This is a genomic window from Duganella sp. 3397, from assembly GCF_031456625.1.
GTDB classification, from domain to species: domain Bacteria; phylum Pseudomonadota; class Gammaproteobacteria; order Burkholderiales; family Burkholderiaceae_D; genus Rugamonas; species Rugamonas phyllosphaerae.
Genome location: NZ_JAVDVB010000001.1, coordinates 840783 through 856178, shown reverse-complemented (window position 1 = coordinate 856178; position 15396 = coordinate 840783). Strand labels below are relative to the sequence as shown.

17 protein-coding genes and 1 pseudogene are annotated in these 15396 nt (G+C 62.2%); 1 reads left to right on the top strand and 17 read right to left on the bottom strand.

Going from position 1 to position 15396, the window contains the following annotated elements; genetic code table 11:
- Positions 1-38: 38 nt before the first annotated feature.
- From J2X54_RS03790 to ubiE, 15 genes and pseudogenes are all read right to left on the bottom strand, one after another.
- On the bottom strand, positions 39-626 hold the full coding sequence (locus J2X54_RS03790; protein ID WP_310178016.1) for a TetR/AcrR family transcriptional regulator: 588 nt from the start codon (positions 624-626) through the stop codon (positions 39-41).
- Between the two features lie 225 nt (positions 627-851).
- The gene (locus J2X54_RS03785) at positions 852-1223 is read right to left on the bottom strand and encodes an RNA-binding S4 domain-containing protein (protein WP_070249721.1); all 372 of its coding nucleotides are present in this window, start codon (positions 1221-1223) and stop codon (positions 852-854) included.
- Complete coding sequence (gene clsB / locus J2X54_RS03780; protein WP_070249722.1) at positions 1220-2386, bottom strand: cardiolipin synthase ClsB; 1167 nt, start codon at positions 2384-2386, stop codon at positions 1220-1222. The genes J2X54_RS03785 and clsB overlap by 4 nt, the downstream gene beginning before the upstream one ends.
- A 20-nt stretch (positions 2387-2406) precedes the next feature.
- The gene (locus J2X54_RS03775; protein WP_070249723.1) at positions 2407-3222 is read right to left on the bottom strand and encodes an endonuclease/exonuclease/phosphatase family protein; all 816 of its coding nucleotides are present in this window, start codon (positions 3220-3222) and stop codon (positions 2407-2409) included.
- An 84-nt stretch (positions 3223-3306) separates the two neighbouring features.
- Positions 3307-3708, bottom strand: a complete 402-nt coding sequence (locus J2X54_RS03770) for a type II toxin-antitoxin system MqsA family antitoxin (protein ID WP_310178009.1) — start codon at positions 3706-3708, stop codon at positions 3307-3309.
- A 2-nt stretch (positions 3709-3710) separates the two neighbouring features.
- Positions 3711-3956: pseudogene (locus tag J2X54_RS03765) on the bottom strand (type II toxin-antitoxin system MqsR family toxin); the annotation flags it as partial.
- A gap of 176 nt (positions 3957-4132) precedes the next feature.
- Positions 4133-4585, bottom strand: coding sequence for a dihydroneopterin triphosphate diphosphatase (gene nudB, locus J2X54_RS03760; RefSeq protein ID WP_310178006.1), 453 nt, complete (start codon positions 4583-4585; stop codon positions 4133-4135).
- An 86-nt stretch (positions 4586-4671) separates the two neighbouring features.
- Positions 4672-6471 carry an aspartate--tRNA ligase gene (gene aspS / locus J2X54_RS03755; protein WP_310178406.1) on the bottom strand — a complete coding sequence of 600 codons (1800 nt, stop codon included), beginning with the start codon at positions 6469-6471 and terminating at the stop codon, positions 4672-4674.
- 33 nt (positions 6472-6504) lie between these two features.
- Positions 6505-7152 (bottom strand): DUF502 domain-containing protein, encoded by a 648-nt coding sequence (locus tag J2X54_RS03750; protein WP_070249726.1) that lies wholly within the window; start codon positions 7150-7152, stop codon positions 6505-6507.
- Positions 7153-7172: 20 nt separating this feature from the next.
- Entirely contained in the window at positions 7173-7487 is a 315-nt protein-coding gene (locus J2X54_RS03745; RefSeq protein ID WP_070249727.1) for an FmdB family zinc ribbon protein, read from the bottom strand.
- Positions 7488-7578: 91 nt separating this feature from the next.
- Positions 7579-8178, bottom strand: a complete 600-nt coding sequence (locus J2X54_RS03740) for a methyltransferase domain-containing protein (RefSeq protein WP_310177998.1) — start codon at positions 8176-8178, stop codon at positions 7579-7581.
- Positions 8179-8192: 14 nt separating this feature from the next.
- Positions 8193-9767, bottom strand: coding sequence for a ubiquinone biosynthesis regulatory protein kinase UbiB (gene ubiB / locus J2X54_RS03735; protein ID WP_310177996.1), 1575 nt, complete (start codon positions 9765-9767; stop codon positions 8193-8195).
- Complete coding sequence (locus J2X54_RS03730; RefSeq protein WP_310177994.1) at positions 9764-10375, bottom strand: SCP2 sterol-binding domain-containing protein; 612 nt, start codon at positions 10373-10375, stop codon at positions 9764-9766. Before J2X54_RS03730 ends, ubiB begins: the two co-directional genes overlap by 4 nt.
- Positions 10376-10462: 87 nt before the next feature.
- Positions 10463-11467, bottom strand: coding sequence for a Tim44-like domain-containing protein (locus J2X54_RS03725; RefSeq protein ID WP_310177992.1), 1005 nt, complete (start codon positions 11465-11467; stop codon positions 10463-10465).
- A gap of 133 nt (positions 11468-11600) precedes the next feature.
- On the bottom strand, positions 11601-12335 hold the full coding sequence (gene ubiE, locus J2X54_RS03720; protein ID WP_070249732.1) for a bifunctional demethylmenaquinone methyltransferase/2-methoxy-6-polyprenyl-1,4-benzoquinol methylase UbiE: 735 nt from the start codon (positions 12333-12335) through the stop codon (positions 11601-11603).
- 116 nt (positions 12336-12451) lie between these two features.
- Here ubiE and J2X54_RS03715 point away from each other — a divergent pair, with 116 nt between their 5' ends.
- The gene (locus J2X54_RS03715; protein ID WP_070249733.1) at positions 12452-12829 is read left to right on the top strand and encodes a lysozyme inhibitor LprI family protein; all 378 of its coding nucleotides are present in this window, start codon (positions 12452-12454) and stop codon (positions 12827-12829) included.
- Here J2X54_RS03715 and J2X54_RS03710 read toward each other — a convergent pair whose 3' ends face one another.
- Both J2X54_RS03710 and J2X54_RS03705 read right to left on the bottom strand, forming a co-directional pair.
- Positions 12830-14119 (bottom strand): alpha/beta fold hydrolase, encoded by a 1290-nt coding sequence (locus J2X54_RS03710; protein WP_310177988.1) that lies wholly within the window; start codon positions 14117-14119, stop codon positions 12830-12832.
- 2 nt (positions 14120-14121) lie between these two features.
- Complete coding sequence (locus J2X54_RS03705; RefSeq protein WP_310177985.1) at positions 14122-15396, bottom strand: LLM class flavin-dependent oxidoreductase; 1275 nt, start codon at positions 15394-15396, stop codon at positions 14122-14124.

Below are 15396 nucleotides of genomic sequence, written 5' to 3'. Positions count from 1 at the left end.
TGCAAAAATGGTGGCTTGCGTTGCGATATTGCGAACTTCTAATTCTTGTACGACACGATCAAACGTTCAAAACCGTTGCCGGCCCGCTCCAGGCTGCCGGGGATGCGCAGGAAGCGCGCATCGTGGTGCAGCGCCAGGATCAGGCCGTACATCTCGTAGACCATCTGCTGGGCATCGCTGCCGGCTTTCAAGTCGCCGACTTCGATGCATTGCTGCACGCAGCGCAGCAGCGCGGCCTGCCAGGCGCCGACCATGGCCATCAACTCTTCGCGGATCGGACCCGGGCGGTCGTCGTACTCGACCGCACCGCTGATATAGATACAGCCCGAGGCCACCTCCACGCTCACGCGCTTGACCCAGCGCGCGTACATGGCACGCAAGCGTGCGATGCCGCGTGGTTCCTTCACGCTGGGGAAAAACACTTCCTGCTCAAAACGGTGGTGATACAGCTTCAGTACTTCCAACTGCAAATCTTCACGCGAGCCGAAATGCGCGAACACGCCGGACTTGCTCATGTTCATCTTGTCAGCGAGCAGGCCGATGGTCAGGCCTTCGAGGCCGTCCCGGCTGGCCAGGTCCAGCGCCACGTCGAGTATCGCCGCCCGTGTCAGTTCGCCCTTGCGCATAAATTTAGTTGAGGTATTAATAAGAAAGGATCCCAAAGTGAATTCGTGCGTGGAGCAAAGTATTCTGCGCCACTTAAATTTACTCCGTGTGAAAAGAATTGCGAACGCTCGTACTATTATCCAGCGCGTGACAAAAGTCAAACGCTACGTTTAGAGTCGAGGTTCTATTGCTGCGGCGCAGCATGGCGCAAAAAAGCCAGCGGACGTTGGCTCAGGAGGGAATGCTCAGAGTTTGCCCATCTGGCGGCGGTCGCGCTTGGTCGGGCGGCCCTTGAAGTCGGCGGTCGGCTCGCGGAACAGGCGGCGGTTTTCCGCCACCAGCGCCCGCCGTTGCACGCTGGCGTCGGTTTCTTCGTACAGGTTGCGCGCGATCGGCGCGGCAGCGCGCACGTCGGACAAATTCATCACATCGACTTCCCAGCGGTCCGAGCCGTTGTCGATGTCGAGCTGGTCGCCGATGTGCACGTTGCGTGCCGGCTTGACCTTGTCGCCGTTGACTTTGACTTTACCGCTGTCGATGGCGTCGGTAGCCAGGGTACGTGTTTTGAAGAAGCGCGCGGCCCACAGCCACTTGTCGAGTCGTACAGTGTCACTCATGCATATTTTCCTACCGAGAACAGGCGCATCACGGTCCGGTAGAACACGAACGCGATCTCGTAACCGATGCGGCGAAAACGGCCGACGTGCTCGAAGTCGGCATAATGAATCGGCACGCCATCGGCGACAGCGGCCTCGATATGTTCACGCAGGCTTTGCGCAAAGGCGGCGTCCTTGATTACCACGTTCGCTTCCTGGTTCAAAAACAGCGACAGGCCATCGACATTGCTCGAGCCCACGGTAGCCCAGTCGTCGTCGATCACCGCTACCTTGGCGTGCAGCTGCGTCTTGCGGTATTCCACGATCTTGACCCCGGCGGCCAGCAGCTTCGGATAGAACGAATGGGCCACGGCATCCTGCAGCCAGATTTCGCCCACGCCGATCAACAGCGTGACATCGACGCCGCGCTCGGCAGCGTTGGCCAGCGCGTGGCGGAACTTGCGGCCCGGCGCGAAATACGGATTGGCCAGCAGCACGCTTTTGCGCGCACGGCCCAGCGCCTGCAAGTAGGCGCGCTGGATGGTGCTGCGGTTGCGCAGGTTGTCGCGGACCACGAAGCCGGCCTGCACCATGTTCTTGGCGGCCGCCTGGTTCACCTTGCGCATGTCGCGATAGAGATTGATGCGCTTGATCAGGGTCATCTTGCCCAACCGGCGCCACTGGGCTTCCTGCTCTTTTTGCACCGACGCCACCAGCGGCCCACGCACCTGCACCGCAAAATCCCAGCGCGGAAACTCGAGTGGAATCGCATGGTTGTAATCGCAAAACATGTCGTCGTTGATGTTGATGCCGCCCACCAAGGCGATCTCGCGGTCCACCACGCAGATCTTGCGGTGGGTGCGCGTCACGCCGCGCTTGAACCACGGATTGAACACGCGGTGCTCGACGCCCCCAGCGACCAGCTGCTCGTGCATGCTGTTGACCTGGCGCCGGCCGGTGCCCCACCAGTCGGTGATCATGCGCACGTGGATGCCGCGCTGGGCCGCCGCGATCAAGGCCGCCAGCACGCGCTGGCCGGTTTCGTCGGGGGCGAAGATATAGGTTTCGAAATAGACTTCGACGCGGGCGTTGTCGATCGCTGCAATCAGCGCGGGAAAATAGTCCGTGCCGGTGTGCAGGAGCTTGACTTCGTTATCGGCGAGGAAGTTGACAGAGAGGCCCATGGCGCCATTCTAGCAGCGTGCTACCCAAGTGACAGCGACGCGACAATCGGCGCGTGATCCGACAGCTTGGCCCACAGCGGCCCGTGCAAGACCTCGGCCGTATCGACCTTGAAGCCGCGCACGTAAATCCGATCCAAACGGAAAAACGGCAGCGCCGACGGGAAGGTGCGGGCCGGATTGACCGACGCCTTGCGGCGCAGGGTGCGCATGATGTCGCTCAGCGCAGACTTGCTGCCCAGCTGATCGAACGCTTCCACCACGCCCAGGCAATTGCGCAACTCGGCAGACAGGGTATTACGCCAGTCATTGAAGTCGCCGGCGATGATCACCGGTTCGCCATCGGGCGCCGAGGCACGTACTGCGGAAATCAGGGCCTGGGTCTGGCGCCGGCGCCCTGCTTCGAACAGGCCCAGGTGCACCACGTAGCAGTGGACCAGGCCGTGCGGCGTATTGAGCACGCAATGCAGGATGCCGCGCTGCTCGTACGCGTGGTCGGAAACATCGTGATTGGCCATATTGGCGATCGGGAAAGCACTGAGCAGCGCATTGCCGTGGTGGCCGTGGTCGTACACCGCGTTCATGCCGTAGGCAGCGTGCAGGTGGCGCGATTCGCCGGCAAAATACTCGTGCTGCGACGCAGCGGGCCAGTGCTTGGTACCCAGGTGTTCGGCGCCATATTTGGCAGCTTTTAAATCATGCTTGCCCTGGACTTCCTGCAGAAAAACCACATCCGCATCAAACATGCCGATAGCCTGCTTGAGCGCCAAAACACGCGGCTCGGCCCGGATCGAGGACACCCCTTTATGGATGTTATATGTGGCAACACGGATTTTCATGGAAACATTGTAACCCTGAGTCCGCGCACCTGTACGTTCGCCGCCGCACACAGAGATTTTCTGGCGAACACGTGTCCCGCACGATCATGCAGCAGCCACCTCCGGCAATAACTCGGGATGATTATTCAGGAGTTTCAGCAGTTTGACAGTGGCCAGCGGCGGCCTGGTTTTACCAAGCTCGTAACGCGAAAACGCGTTGACGCCGCCGCCGAAAATCTCGCCGGCCTGGCGCTGGTCGAGATTGAGTTTCTTGCGCACGCTGACGATGAATTGCGGATCGACCGCAGCCGCGTTGACCTGCTTGTTAAAGGCCAGCATCAGGTCCATGGTACGCCGGGACTCTTGCGGACCGAGTACCGATTCATCGCAGACCGGGCAGAAATCCCCTTCCACCTGGGGCAGGATCGTGGTTTCACCCTTGTAGGTATAAGGCACGTCACGCACATCGTGCACCAGTGCCGAGGCGCCGCAGTTTTCGCATTTCATCGCTATAACTCCTTGAACGAGACGATCAATACGCCGTTTTGTATCATCAGCTTGAGATAGACCTGGTCTCCGGCAGGCGTTCGCGTATGGTAGACATCCATCCAGCGCCCCGGATTGCTGATCGATTCCATGGTCTTGTAAAACCGGCCCTTTGCTGGCAGATCGACCACGACGTCAACCAGACCGTCCAGGTCGAGCCCAAGAGCGACCGCGCCAACACGTGCAACCCGGGTGGTACTGAAGCGTCCCTGCTTATCAACGCAATCATGCGCGCAAGGTCATGTGCAGGCTTGCTGTAGCTGGTCATGGCGGGTACCCCAAGCTTGATTGACAGATTAACCCAGTTGGTTAAATTAATCAACCAGGTTAATGCAGATTAGCTTGGAGGTACCGCTACGGCCTGCGATAGATCAATCGAGCGGGACTATCCTGTCTGCCGAGGCAGCAGCAGGATCGCCTCCGCATTAGACGACGAAAAACACTTGTCGGCCGCCTCCAGGTGCGGCAGCCAGGCGTGGTTGATGTGTTCGCGGGGCGACAGCATGATGGGCGTGTCGCGCGGGACTTCCACGCTAAAGATGTGTTCGGTATTTTCGACTACGCCGGGCGCGTAGCGGTGGCGCCATTCGGGATAGATGGTGTAGATGTTCGACAGCTGCCAGTCGCGCAGCGCGATGCGTTCGCCGTCGGCGACGATGCCGGTTTCCTCGAACAATTCACGCCTGGCGGCATCGATGAACGGCTCGCCGAGCGTGTCGATCGAGCCGGTGACCGATTGCCAGAAACCGGGACGGTCGGCGCGTTCGATGAGCAGCACTTGCAGGTCGGCGGTGTGGATCACGACCAGTACGGATTCGGGGATCTTGTATGGTTTCATGTTCAGGGCAAAAGAAAAGGCGCCTCGGTATCCCGGGCGCCTTTTCATTATGCCAGATCGCTAACTGAAATCAGCTCGCCATCTATTCAGCTCACCACCTTGGGCTCAGCCGCACGCAGGCGGATGTGCAGTTCCTTCAGTTGCTTCTCGTCGACTTCCGACGGCGCCTGGGTCAGCAGATCCTGGGCGCGCTGGGTTTTCGGGAAGGCGATCACGTCGCGGATCGAATCGGACTTGGTCATCAGGGTGACGATGCGGTCCAGGCCGAAGGCCAGGCCACCGTGCGGCGGCGCGCCGTATTGCAGCGCGTCGAGCAGGAAGCCGAACTTCAGGCGGGCTTCATCGGCATCGATCTTCAGGGCGCGGAATACTTTCGACTGCACTTCTTCGCGGTGGATACGGATCGAACCGCCGCCCAGTTCCCAGCCGTTCAGCACCATGTCGTAGGCCTTGGCGATACAGGCGCCCGGGTTGGTTTCGAGCCAGTCTTCGTGGCCGTCTTTTGGCGCGGTGAACGGGTGGTGGGTGGCGGTCCAGCGGTCCGATTCTTCGTCGTATTCGAACATCGGGAAGTCGATCACCCACAGCGGCGACCAGACGTCGTCGAACAGGCCGGCGTTCTTGCCGAATTCCGAGTGGCCGATTTTCACGCGCAGCGCGCCGATGGCGTCGTTGACGACCTTGGCCCTGTCGGCGCCGAAGAAGATCAGGTCGCCGTCTTGCGCGCCCGTCAGTTCCAGGATCTTGGCCAGGGTTTCGTCGTCGATGCTCTTGACGATCGGCGACTGCAGGCCGTCACGGCCCTTGGCCTTCTCGTTGACCTTGATGTACGCCAGGCCACGCGCGCCATAAATCGCAACGAACTGGGTGTACGCGTCGATTTCCGAACGTGGCATCGCGCCACCTTTCGGTACGCGCATGCCGACCACGCGGCCGTTCGGCAGGTTGGCGGCGCTGTTGAAGATCTTGAATTCGACGTTCTTGACCACGTCGGTCAGTTCGGTGAACTCGAGCTTGACGCGCATGTCCGGCTTGTCCGAACCGTATTTGCCCATCGCTTCGGAGAAGTCCATCACCGGGAACGGGTTAGGCAGCTCGACGTCCATGGTGTTCTTGAACACGATGCGGATCATGTTTTCGAACAGGTCGCGGATCTCCTGTTCGGTCAGGAACGAGGTTTCGCAGTCGATCTGGGTGAATTCCGGCTGGCGGTCGGCGCGCAGGTCTTCGTCGCGGAAGCACTTGGTGATCTGGTAGTAACGGTCGAAGTTGGCGACCATCAGCAGCTGCTTGAACAGCTGCGGCGACTGCGGCAGCGCGAAGAAACTGCCGGCGTTCACGCGCGATGGCACCAGGTAGTCGCGCGCGCCTTCCGGGGTGGACTTGGTCAGCATCGGGGTTTCGATGTCGATGAAGCCCAGGTCGTCCAGGTATTTACGCACTTCCATCGTCACCTTGTAGCGCAGGCGCAGGTTGTTCTGCATTTGCGGACGACGCAGGTCCAGCACGCGGTGGGTCAGGCGGGTGGTTTCCGACAGGTTGTCGTCGTCGAGCTGGAACGGCACGGCCACGGACGGGTTCAGCACTTCCAGCTGCGAGCAAACCACTTCGATCTTGCCCGATTTCAGGTTGTTGTTGACGGTGCCGGCCAGGCGGTCCTTGACCACGCCGGTCACGCGCAGGCAGAACTCGTTACGTACGGCTTCGGCGGCCTTGAACACTTCGGCTTGCTCGGGATTGCAGACGATCTGCACCAGGCCTTCGCGGTCGCGCAGGTCGATGAAGATCACGCCGCCGTGGTCGCGGCGACGGTGTACCCAGCCGCACAGGCTGACGGTTTGGCCAAGCAGCGCTTCAGTGGTGAGGCCGCAGTAGTGAGTACGCATTGAGGACATGATTATTTCTCGGTTCAGGTTAAATTACGCAGAGAGTTCGGATTGTTTGGTGACGCTGTCCGGCAAGGCGATGGTTGGCGAAACATCTTCCGGCGCCACCACACCCATCGAGACGATGTATTTCAGGGCGGCATCGACGGTCATGTCGAGCTCGACCACGTCCTTGCGCGCCATCATCAGGAAAAATCCCGACGTCGGGTTGGGCGTGGTGGGCACGTATACGCTCACGTAGTCGCCCACCAGGTGATTTTTCACGTCGCCGCCGGGCGTGCCGGTAAGAAAAGCGATGGTGTACGAATTCTGGTGCGGATATGGAATCATCACCGCCTTGCGGAACGCGTTGCCGGACGAGGACAGCAAGGTGTCGGACACCTGCTTGACGCTCGAATACAGCGAGTTCACCAGCGGGATACGCTTGAGCAGCTTTTCCCACACGCGCAACACGTAGTTGCCGACCAGGTTGTTGGTCAGCAGGCCGGTCAGGAAGATGATCACCACGGTGAGCAAGGTGCCCAGGCCCGGGATATTAAACCCGAACAGCGTGCGCGGCTGCCAGCGCTCGGGCACGAACAGCAGCGACTGGTCCATGGTGCTGATTACCAGGTTCAGCACCCAGGCGGTAATCGCCAGCGGCACCAGGATCAGCAGGCCGGTAATGAAGTATTTACGCATCGATTGCCCTGGTCATGGGATCAATCTCCCTTGGTGGTGCTGGACGGTGCAGCGGCCGGAGCCGCAGCAGTAGCAGCAGGCGCCTCCGACTTGGCCGGGGCCGACGAAGCGATCGCACCCGACGGGCTCGACACGCCGGTGGCCGGCGGGGTGCCGCCGCGGAAATCGGTGACATACCAGCCCGAGCCCTTCAGCTGGAAGCCGGCGGCGGTCAGTTGTTTCTTGAACGAGTCCTTGCCACATTCTGGGCAGACAGTCAGCTGCGGGTCGGAAATCTTCTGCAAGACATCCTTGGCAAAACCACATGCCTCGCAGCGGTAAGCGTAGATCGGCATCTATTACTCCGCAAAAATCATCAAAACCCTGAATTATAAAGCCTTTTGGGCGCCCCAAGCCTGTTTCCTATGGCCAAGCACCGGATGGCCCTTAGTGCTGGCGCCGGCGCCAGACCATCCAGCGTTCCTTGCCTTCAAAGACCGCGATCGAATCGCTGACGGCGTTGTCCGCTTCGCAGACAAAATCGGCCTGCAACAGCGCGTCCAGCGCGCTGCGGGCGATGCCGAATGGCGGCCCCTTCACGCCATCGTCGAAAAAGAAATAGCCGGCCAGCAGCGCGCCAGGCGGCAGCAGTTCTGCCCAGCGCGCGGCCACCCGTGGCCACATGGCCGGCGGCATGGCGCACAGGAACGCCTGCTCGTACACCAGTTGCAGCGGTTGCGCCGGCTGCCAGGCGAAAAAATCGGCTTCCACTACGTGCTGCGCGTGCGGCCCGGCCAGCTGCCTGGCGGTCGCCACGGCAGCCGGCGAGAAGTCGATGGCGGTGGCGTTCCAGCACGCTTCGCGCAGCAGCACCAGTTCGCGGGCGGCGCCGCAGCCCGGGATCACGGTGGTCATGGGCGCGTTGGCGGTTACAAACTCGCGCAGCGCCTGCGGTGCGGCGCGCCGGTCCCACGGCGTAAAACGGCGCGCGAAGCGCTCGTCCCAGAATGCCGGCAACAGCGGGTCGCGCTGGGCGAAGTCGGCCATCTTATTTCGGACCCTTAACGCGGCAGCAGGTGGGTGAGATGCGGCCAGAACTCGTAGGACACCAGCGCCAGCACCACCAGGGTGATGGTCCAGGTCGCCCCGCTCAGGAAGCGGTTGGTTTTTTGCTGTTCGTGGATCAGCACCTTGAGCAGCTCGGTGTTGTCATTGGGACGCTCACCCTGCTGCTCCAGCGCCCGGTGCAACAAACGCGGCAATTGTGGGAAGATCTGGGCATAGCGCGGCGCCTCGGCTTTCAGTTTCTGGTACAGGCCTTGCCAGCCCACTTGCTCGGCCATCCAGTTTTCCAGGTACGGCTTGGCGGTTTTCCACAGGTCGAGGTCGGGGTCGAGCTGGCGGCCCAGGCCTTCGATATTGAGCAGCGTCTTTTGCAGCAGCACCAGTTGCGGCTGCACTTCGACGTTGAAGCGGCGCGAGGTCTGGAACAGGCGCAGCAGGATCTGGCCGAACGAGATATCTTTCAACGGCCGATCAAAAATCGGCTCGCAGCAGGCGCGCACGGCTGATTCCAATTCGTCAACGCGGGTTTCTTTCGGCGCCCAGCCCGATTCGATGTGGGCTTCGGCCACGCGCTTGTAGTCGCGGCGGAAGAAGGCCAGGAAATTTTGCGACAGGTAATCCTTGTCGTAGTCGGTCAGCGTGCCGACGATGCCGAAGTCGAGCGCGATGTAGCGCCCGAAGGTTTCCGGCTCGATCGACACCAGGATGTTACCGGGGTGCATATCGGCGTGGAAAAAGCCGTCGCGAAAGACCTGGGTGAAGAAAATCTCCACGCCGTCGCTCGACAGTTTTTTCAGGTCCACGCCGGCCGCTGCCAGGCGGTCGATCTGCGAGACCGGGATGCCGTGCATGCGCTCCATCACGATCACGTTGCTCGAGCAATAGTCCCAGTGCATTTCCGGCACCAGCAGCAAATTGGAATCGGCAAAGTTGCGGCGCAGCTGGCTGGCGTTGGCGGCCTCGCGCATCAGGTCCAGCTCGTCGTGCAGGTACTTGTCGAACTCGGCCACCACCTCCTTGGGTTTGAGGCGCTTGCTGTCGGCCCACAGGCGGCTGGCCAGGTCGGCGGCAATCTGCATCAGCGCCACGTCCTCGTCGATGGTTTTCTTCATGCCCGGACGCAGCACTTTGACGGCCACCTGCTTGCCGTCCTTGAGCGTGGCAAAGTGCACCTGGGCGATCGAGGCCGAGGCCACCGGCGTGCGCTCGAACGAGGCGAACAGCTGGTCCGGGTGGGCGCCGAGCGACTTGTGGATTTGCGCAATGGCGATGTCGGAGTCGAACGGCGGCACCCGGTCCTGCAGGCGCGCCAGTTCCACCGCGATATCGGGGGGAATCAGGTCGCTGCGGGTGGAGAGCACCTGGCCGAACTTGATGAAGATCGGCCCCAGGTCTTCCAGCGCCAGGCGCAGGCGTACGCCGCGCGGGGACGACAGGTCGCGCCAGAAAATCACGGTGTCGATGAAGCGCGCCGTGCGCGGCACCTTGAAGCCGGAAATCGCTATCTCGTCGAGGCCGTACTTGATCGCCACCCGCATGATCTTCATGAAGCGGAGTAATTTCAAAATCATTGGATTCCCAGTTTCTGTTCCAGTTTGGCCAGGCGCTTGGCAGCGCGCTCGACGTCGTCGCGCAGTCGCGTCACGTCGGCCGATAATTCTTCCACCGCGTGCGGACGCACCAGCAATTGTTTTTCGTCGAGCAGGTACTCGGCGACGTTTTCAGCGATTTTCTGGTGGCCGGCCTTGACTGCACCGAGCGCAGCGCGCGCGCCCGACACCATGCGGTTGGCCGCCAGCGGCCCCACCACCTTCTCCAGGTCCACCTCGGCCTCCCAGCGCAGCGACTGGCTCAGGCTCGACAAAGCATTGGCGAACTCGGCATCGCCCTCGATGCGCACGTAGGAAAATGCCCGCTCGCGGTCCTGCACGATCAGCGGCAAGTCGGTGGGTTTGACGCGGATGGTGACGCTGGCCACTGCTTCGGCCGGGGCCGCTTCGAGCAGGCCGTCGACGGTCACGCGCAGGCGCAGGATTGCCACGCCGGCGTCGATGGCAGCCACCTTGCCGGCATGGCGCTGCAATTCGCGGCGCGCCCACGGCTCTTGCGCCAGCAGGTGATTGATCACGGCGCTGGCAGGCGCGGCGGCGGAAAGAACACTGGGATTGGGGATCGTCATTCGGTACGCTATCAAAACAGGGCCACAAAACAAAACCGCCCATGAGCGGGCGGTTTCGATCTTACCATTTCGTGGGAAAAACCACTGTCAGGCTAGCTGTTGAATGCCAGCCAGCAGCCAACCGGCCGAACCGGACACTGGTTTGCTCAGGTTCCACACTTCGTTCAGTGGCTCGGCCAGCGCATCGCGGGCCGGCTTGACCATGCCCGTGAAGCGCACGCTGGCCAGGTAGTCGGTGGCGGTGGTTTCGATGCCCAGCAGTTCGGCGTCGATGCTGACCACTTCGGTGTAGTCGGCCTGGGTGCGCTCGGACAGCTGCAAGCTCATCTCGGCAAACACTTCCGGGGTGGTGAATTCGCGAATATCGGCGGTATCACCCTTGTCCCAGGCCGCTTGCAGGCGAATGAAGTTGCCTTTTGCTACACGCAGGAACGACGCTTCGTCGAAGTCGGCCGGCACGCCCCATTTTTGATGGGCAGGCACGGCAGCCGGCTGGTACTGGTAGTTCTGGCCGGACTGCAGGCCCGAACCGATTTCCGGTGTGGCGTTGTTGCTATTGCTGGTGTTGAATTGCGCAGGCTGCTGGGCTGGCGTGAACGGCTTGACGTTGTCGTTGTAGCTATTGTTGCCACCATTGCCACCATTGCCACCGAAGCCGCCGTTGCCGCCAAAGGCCGCAGGCGCCGGTTGCGGCTGCGATTTACGGCGGATCATGCGCACGATGAAGAATACCGCGCCAGCCAGCAGCGCCAGCATCAGGATGGTGCCGATGGCGCTACCCAAAGCACCGCTCAAGCCAAGGTGCGAGAACAGTGCGCCCAGGCCCAGGCCCAGCAGCGCGCCGCCCAGGATACCTTTCCATGGGCTGGCCGGTTTTGGCGGCGTGGCCGCGTTGGGCGTGGCGGCAGGCGCCTGGCGCTGCGCGCCTTGCGGAGCCTGCTGAGGCGCGGCGGCAGGCGGCATGCGCTGGACGTTTTGCGACTGGCGGCCAATCGAACGGCCACCGCCGGCAGGACGGGCGATGGCTTCGGACACCATCGAGAAGACGGAGACAGCCAGCACAGCGGTCATCAGGAATTTTTTAACAGTCATGGTCTCTACCCTACAAAGTCATTGCTCGTTGCGGGGACCCGGAGCCTGTTGTTGTACGCATTCCATTGGAATGCGGCCGGTCCGGTGTCCTTCGAGCCGTCAGCTTACCCGCAATGGGGCCGGACAGGCTTAGTTACAGCTTAATGCCGGTGTGCAATGCCGCCACACCTGCCGTCAGGTTGTAATACTTGACGCTTTCCAGTCCGGCCGTCTCCATCATGGTTTTCAGCGTTTCCTGGTCGGGATGCATGCGGATCGATTCGGCCAGGTAGCGATAGCTTTCGGCATCGCCAGCGATCTTCTGGCCCATCCACGGCAGCACCTTGAACGAATACAGATCGTACGGCTTTTGCAGCGGCTCGATCACTTTCGAGAATTCCAGCACCAGCAACTTGCCGCCCGGCTTGAGCACGCGGCGCATTTCCGCCAGCGCCTGGTCCTTGTGGGTCATGTTGCGCAGGCCGAAGGCCACGCTCACGCGGTCGAAATAATTGTCGGGGAACGGCAGCTTCTCGGCATCGCACAGCAAGGTGGGTGTCATCAGGCCGCGATTCAAGAGGCGATCGCGCCCCACCCGCAACATCGATTCGTTGATGTCGGTGAGCCAGACTTCGCCAGTCGGGCCGGCCTGCTTGGCAAACGCCTTGGCCAGGTCGCCCGTGCCACCGGCGATGTCGAGGCACTTGAAGCCCGGACGCACGCCAGCGTTGGCGATGGTGAAAATTTTCCAGATGCGGTGCAGGCCACCGGACATGACGTCGTTCATGATGTCGTACTTGGCGGCGACAGAATGGAAAACCTTGGCGACTTCGCGGACTTTGTCGTCTTCCGCGACGGTTTTGTAACCGAAATGAGTGGTATTGGTCATGGTGGCAGGCCTGTTAGTTTGGCTGCATTATACAAGGTAGGGAAACTTGTGAGCGCAGGGTAAACGTGGCAAACTTGGCAATCCCCACCTGACCGGATGCTCCCGGATACATCGACATGAAAACAGTGATTGCCGCCCTCCTGCTGTGCGCATCGGGCGCCGCGTTTGCCAACTCCGCCTGCGACAAGCCGAAAAGCGATTTCGACGGCCTGTATTGCCTCAACAAGGTCTACCAGGAAGCGGACAGGGAACTCAATACCAACTACCAGGCATTAAGCCCCAAGCTCGATGCCGAGGGCAAGAAGGCGTTGAAAAGCGGCCAACTGGCGTGGATCCAGGACCGCAACGACAACTGCTCGCGCCGCGAGGCCCGGGGCTTCTTCGTCAACCTCCAGTGCGCCACCGACACCACCATCAAGCGCTCGCAGTTTTTGCAGGACCGGGTACGTGAATGCAATAGCTCCGGGTGCCAGAACAGCAAGTTGAAAGAATAGTCACCGCGCCGACAAATGCCGCCACTCCAGCCCCAGCGCGGCGCGCTTGGGGAAGCCTTTCCACAGGCCGGGGTCGGGCTTGATGGTGCCGTCGGCGGCCAGTGGCGGCAGCTCCAGGTACGCTTGCAGCGGCTGCTGCTTGAGCTGGATGCCGAGGAAGGCTGTGACGAAGTGCTGGTTGATGTTGTTGATGCGGCGGCTGTCCCACACCGGCTCGGAGTACGACTGGAAGTCGTCGGCGTTGCTCCACATGGCCGGCGACGGCGGGTTCGGCGCACTGTTATGGCGCCCGCCCACGTACGTCAGCAGGTAGCGGTCGGCGTTCACTGCACCTTCGAACAGGCGCTGTACCCCGTCCTTGTAACCGGCCACGTCATCCTGGTCGCCGCTGATGAACAGCACCGGCGTGCGCACGCCGGCCAGGCCGTCGGCATCCCATATCTTGTGCGCGCCGCCCCATGGTGCGAACGCCACTACCGCCTTGATACGGCCGTCACGTTGCTGGGCATACTCGGCGTTGCCCTGCTGGTTGACAGCCAGCTTGCCGCCGGGGACAAAGGCCACGGCGGCCGCGCTCACGCCTGCGCCCACCGTGTTGAGCGCCCCGTACCCGCCCATCGAGTAACCGACCAGCGCGCTACGGTCCACATCGACCAGTCCGGCCAGGAAGTTGCCGCTGCCCGGCTTCGCCCACGCTGCCACGGTATCGAGCACGAACAGGTCGTCAAGACGGCGGTTGAGCAGGGTGCTGGCAAAGCCGGCCTTGTCGGCACGCGTGGATTCGGGATGGTCGATGGCGACCACCACGTAGCCCTTGGAGGCCAGGTTCTCGGTCAGGTAGCTCATTTGCAGTCGCGAGCCAGGGTAACCGTGGGAGACGATGACCAGCGGGTAGCGGACGTTAGGTGCAGCAGCGGCTGGCGCAGCATCGCGCACCGCGCGGCCGTTGAACTGGAACGGCGTGTTCGGCCGCTTGGGATCGTTGGGGCCGGAGCCCAGGACATCGGTATAAACGGTATGTTCGATCTGGCCGTTGGCCAGCGCGGCCGGGTACCAGACTTCGAGCGTGAGCTTGCGCGTGGTGCGCGGGTTCGGCGCCTGTTCGGTCACACGCAGCACGTCGAGCTGGTCGCGGTGCTCGGCCACCAGCGTACGCACGCCAACCTTGGCCGGTCCGCGAGCGGCCAGTTCCGGTGCATCCGGCCGCGCGTCGCCGAAGTATTCCTGGGCGCTGGCCGCGCTCATCATCAATACCAGCGCTACCGCCACTAACCTGCTCACTGCATTCATCGCTACTCCTGTAATCCCAAGTGTTCGCGCAAGGTGGTGCCCGTGTACGCGGTGCGGAACAAGCCGCGCCGCTGCAACTCGGGCACTACCAGCGCCAGAAAATCGTCAAGGCCGCCCGGCAGCGCCGGCGCCATGAAGTTGAAACCGTCGGCCGCCCCGCCCTCGAACCAGGCCTGCATCTGGTCGGCCACCGTCTGCGCGGTGCCGATCACGGTAAAGTGGCCGCGCCCGCCGGCGATGCGCGCGTACAGCTGGCGAATCGACAGGTTTTCGCCCTGCGCCAGGTTGGTCAGCAACTGCTGGCGGCTGCGCTGGCCGTCCTCGGTTTGCGGCAGCTCGGGCAGCGGGCCGTCGAGCGGATAGCCGGACAGGTCGAAATTACCGATCATGCGCCCCAGCAGCGCCAGCCCTGCCTTCGGCTCGATCAGGCTTTGCAGCATGCCGAACTTGTCGTCCGCCTCCGCTTGCGATGCGCCCACCACCGCAAACAGTCCGGGCATGATCTTGAGCGATTCCGGATGGCGGCCCTTGTCCGCCACGCGGCGCTTGATGTCGCGGTAAAAATCCTGCGCGCCGGCCAGCGTGGGCTGGGCCGTGAACACCACTTCGGCGGTCGCTGCCGCCAGGTCCCGGCCCGCTTCCGAACCACCGGCCTGCACCACCACCGGCCGGCCTTGCGGGCTGCGCGTCACATTCAGGGGGCCGGCCACCGCGAAGTGTGCGCCGCGATGATCGAGCTTGCGGATGCGGGCGGGATCGGCCAGCACGCCGCCCGCCTTGTCGTTGACCAGCGCGCCATCCTGCCAACTATCCCACAGTCCTGTGACAACCTGATGAAATTCGCGGGCGCGCGCATAGCGCTCGGCGTGGCCCACGTGCTGGTCGCGGCCGAAGTTGGCCGCTTCGGCTGCATTGTCGGACGTGACCAGGTTCCAACCTGCCCGGCCGTCCGACAACTGGTCGAGCGACGCAAACTGGCGCGCCACCGTGTACGGCTCGTTGTAGGTCGTGGTGGCGGTGCCGATCAGGCCTATCTTCTCGGTCGATGCGGCCAGTGCGGAAAGCAGGGTCAATGGTTCGAGCGACGGGATGTTGCCGGTCAGCGCCAGGCTGTCGGCAAAGAATACGGCGTCGAGGCAAGCCGCTTCCGCACTGCGCACCTGCTGGCGGAATACCTTGAACGGATTGGTTGCCAGGTCGGTCTGCGGGTGGCGCCACGCGGCCACGTGGTGGCCGTGGCGCATCATGAAGGCGGCGATGCTCAGTTGTCGGCTCAT

Bases quoted from the DNA above. Each gene is read 5' to 3' on its own strand.
- J2X54_RS03790 (WP_310178016.1), bottom strand. From the start codon at position 626: ATGCGCAAGGGCGAACTGACACGGGCGGCGATACTCGACGTGGCGCTG.
- J2X54_RS03785 (WP_070249721.1), bottom strand. From the start codon at position 1,223: ATGAGTGACACTGTACGACTCGACAAGTGGCTGTGGGCCGCGCGCTTC.
- clsB (WP_070249722.1), bottom strand. From the start codon at position 2,386: ATGGGCCTCTCTGTCAACTTCCTCGCCGATAACGAAGTCAAGCTCCTG.
- J2X54_RS03775 (WP_070249723.1), bottom strand. From the start codon at position 3,222: ATGAAAATCCGTGTTGCCACATATAACATCCATAAAGGGGTGTCCTCG.
- J2X54_RS03770 (WP_310178009.1), bottom strand. From the start codon at position 3,708: ATGAAATGCGAAAACTGCGGCGCCTCGGCACTGGTGCACGATGTGCGT.
- nudB (WP_310178006.1), bottom strand. From the start codon at position 4,585: ATGAAACCATACAAGATCCCCGAATCCGTACTGGTCGTGATCCACACC.
- aspS (WP_310178406.1), bottom strand. From the start codon at position 6,471: ATGCGTACTCACTACTGCGGCCTCACCACTGAAGCGCTGCTTGGCCAA.
- J2X54_RS03750 (WP_070249726.1), bottom strand. From the start codon at position 7,152: ATGCGTAAATACTTCATTACCGGCCTGCTGATCCTGGTGCCGCTGGCG.
- J2X54_RS03745 (WP_070249727.1), bottom strand. From the start codon at position 7,487: ATGCCGATCTACGCTTACCGCTGCGAGGCATGTGGTTTTGCCAAGGAT.
- J2X54_RS03740 (WP_310177998.1), bottom strand. From the start codon at position 8,178: ATGGCCGACTTCGCCCAGCGCGACCCGCTGTTGCCGGCATTCTGGGAC.
- ubiB (WP_310177996.1), bottom strand. From the start codon at position 9,767: ATGATTTTGAAATTACTCCGCTTCATGAAGATCATGCGGGTGGCGATC.
- J2X54_RS03730 (WP_310177994.1), bottom strand. From the start codon at position 10,375: ATGACGATCCCCAATCCCAGTGTTCTTTCCGCCGCCGCGCCTGCCAGC.
- J2X54_RS03725 (WP_310177992.1), bottom strand. From the start codon at position 11,467: ATGACTGTTAAAAAATTCCTGATGACCGCTGTGCTGGCTGTCTCCGTC.
- ubiE (WP_070249732.1), bottom strand. From the start codon at position 12,335: ATGACCAATACCACTCATTTCGGTTACAAAACCGTCGCGGAAGACGAC.
- J2X54_RS03715 (WP_070249733.1), top strand. From the start codon at position 12,452: ATGAAAACAGTGATTGCCGCCCTCCTGCTGTGCGCATCGGGCGCCGCG.
- J2X54_RS03710 (WP_310177988.1), bottom strand. From the start codon at position 14,119: ATGAATGCAGTGAGCAGGTTAGTGGCGGTAGCGCTGGTATTGATGATG.
- J2X54_RS03705 (WP_310177985.1), bottom strand. From the start codon at position 15,396: ATGAGCCGACAACTGAGCATCGCCGCCTTCATGATGCGCCACGGCCAC.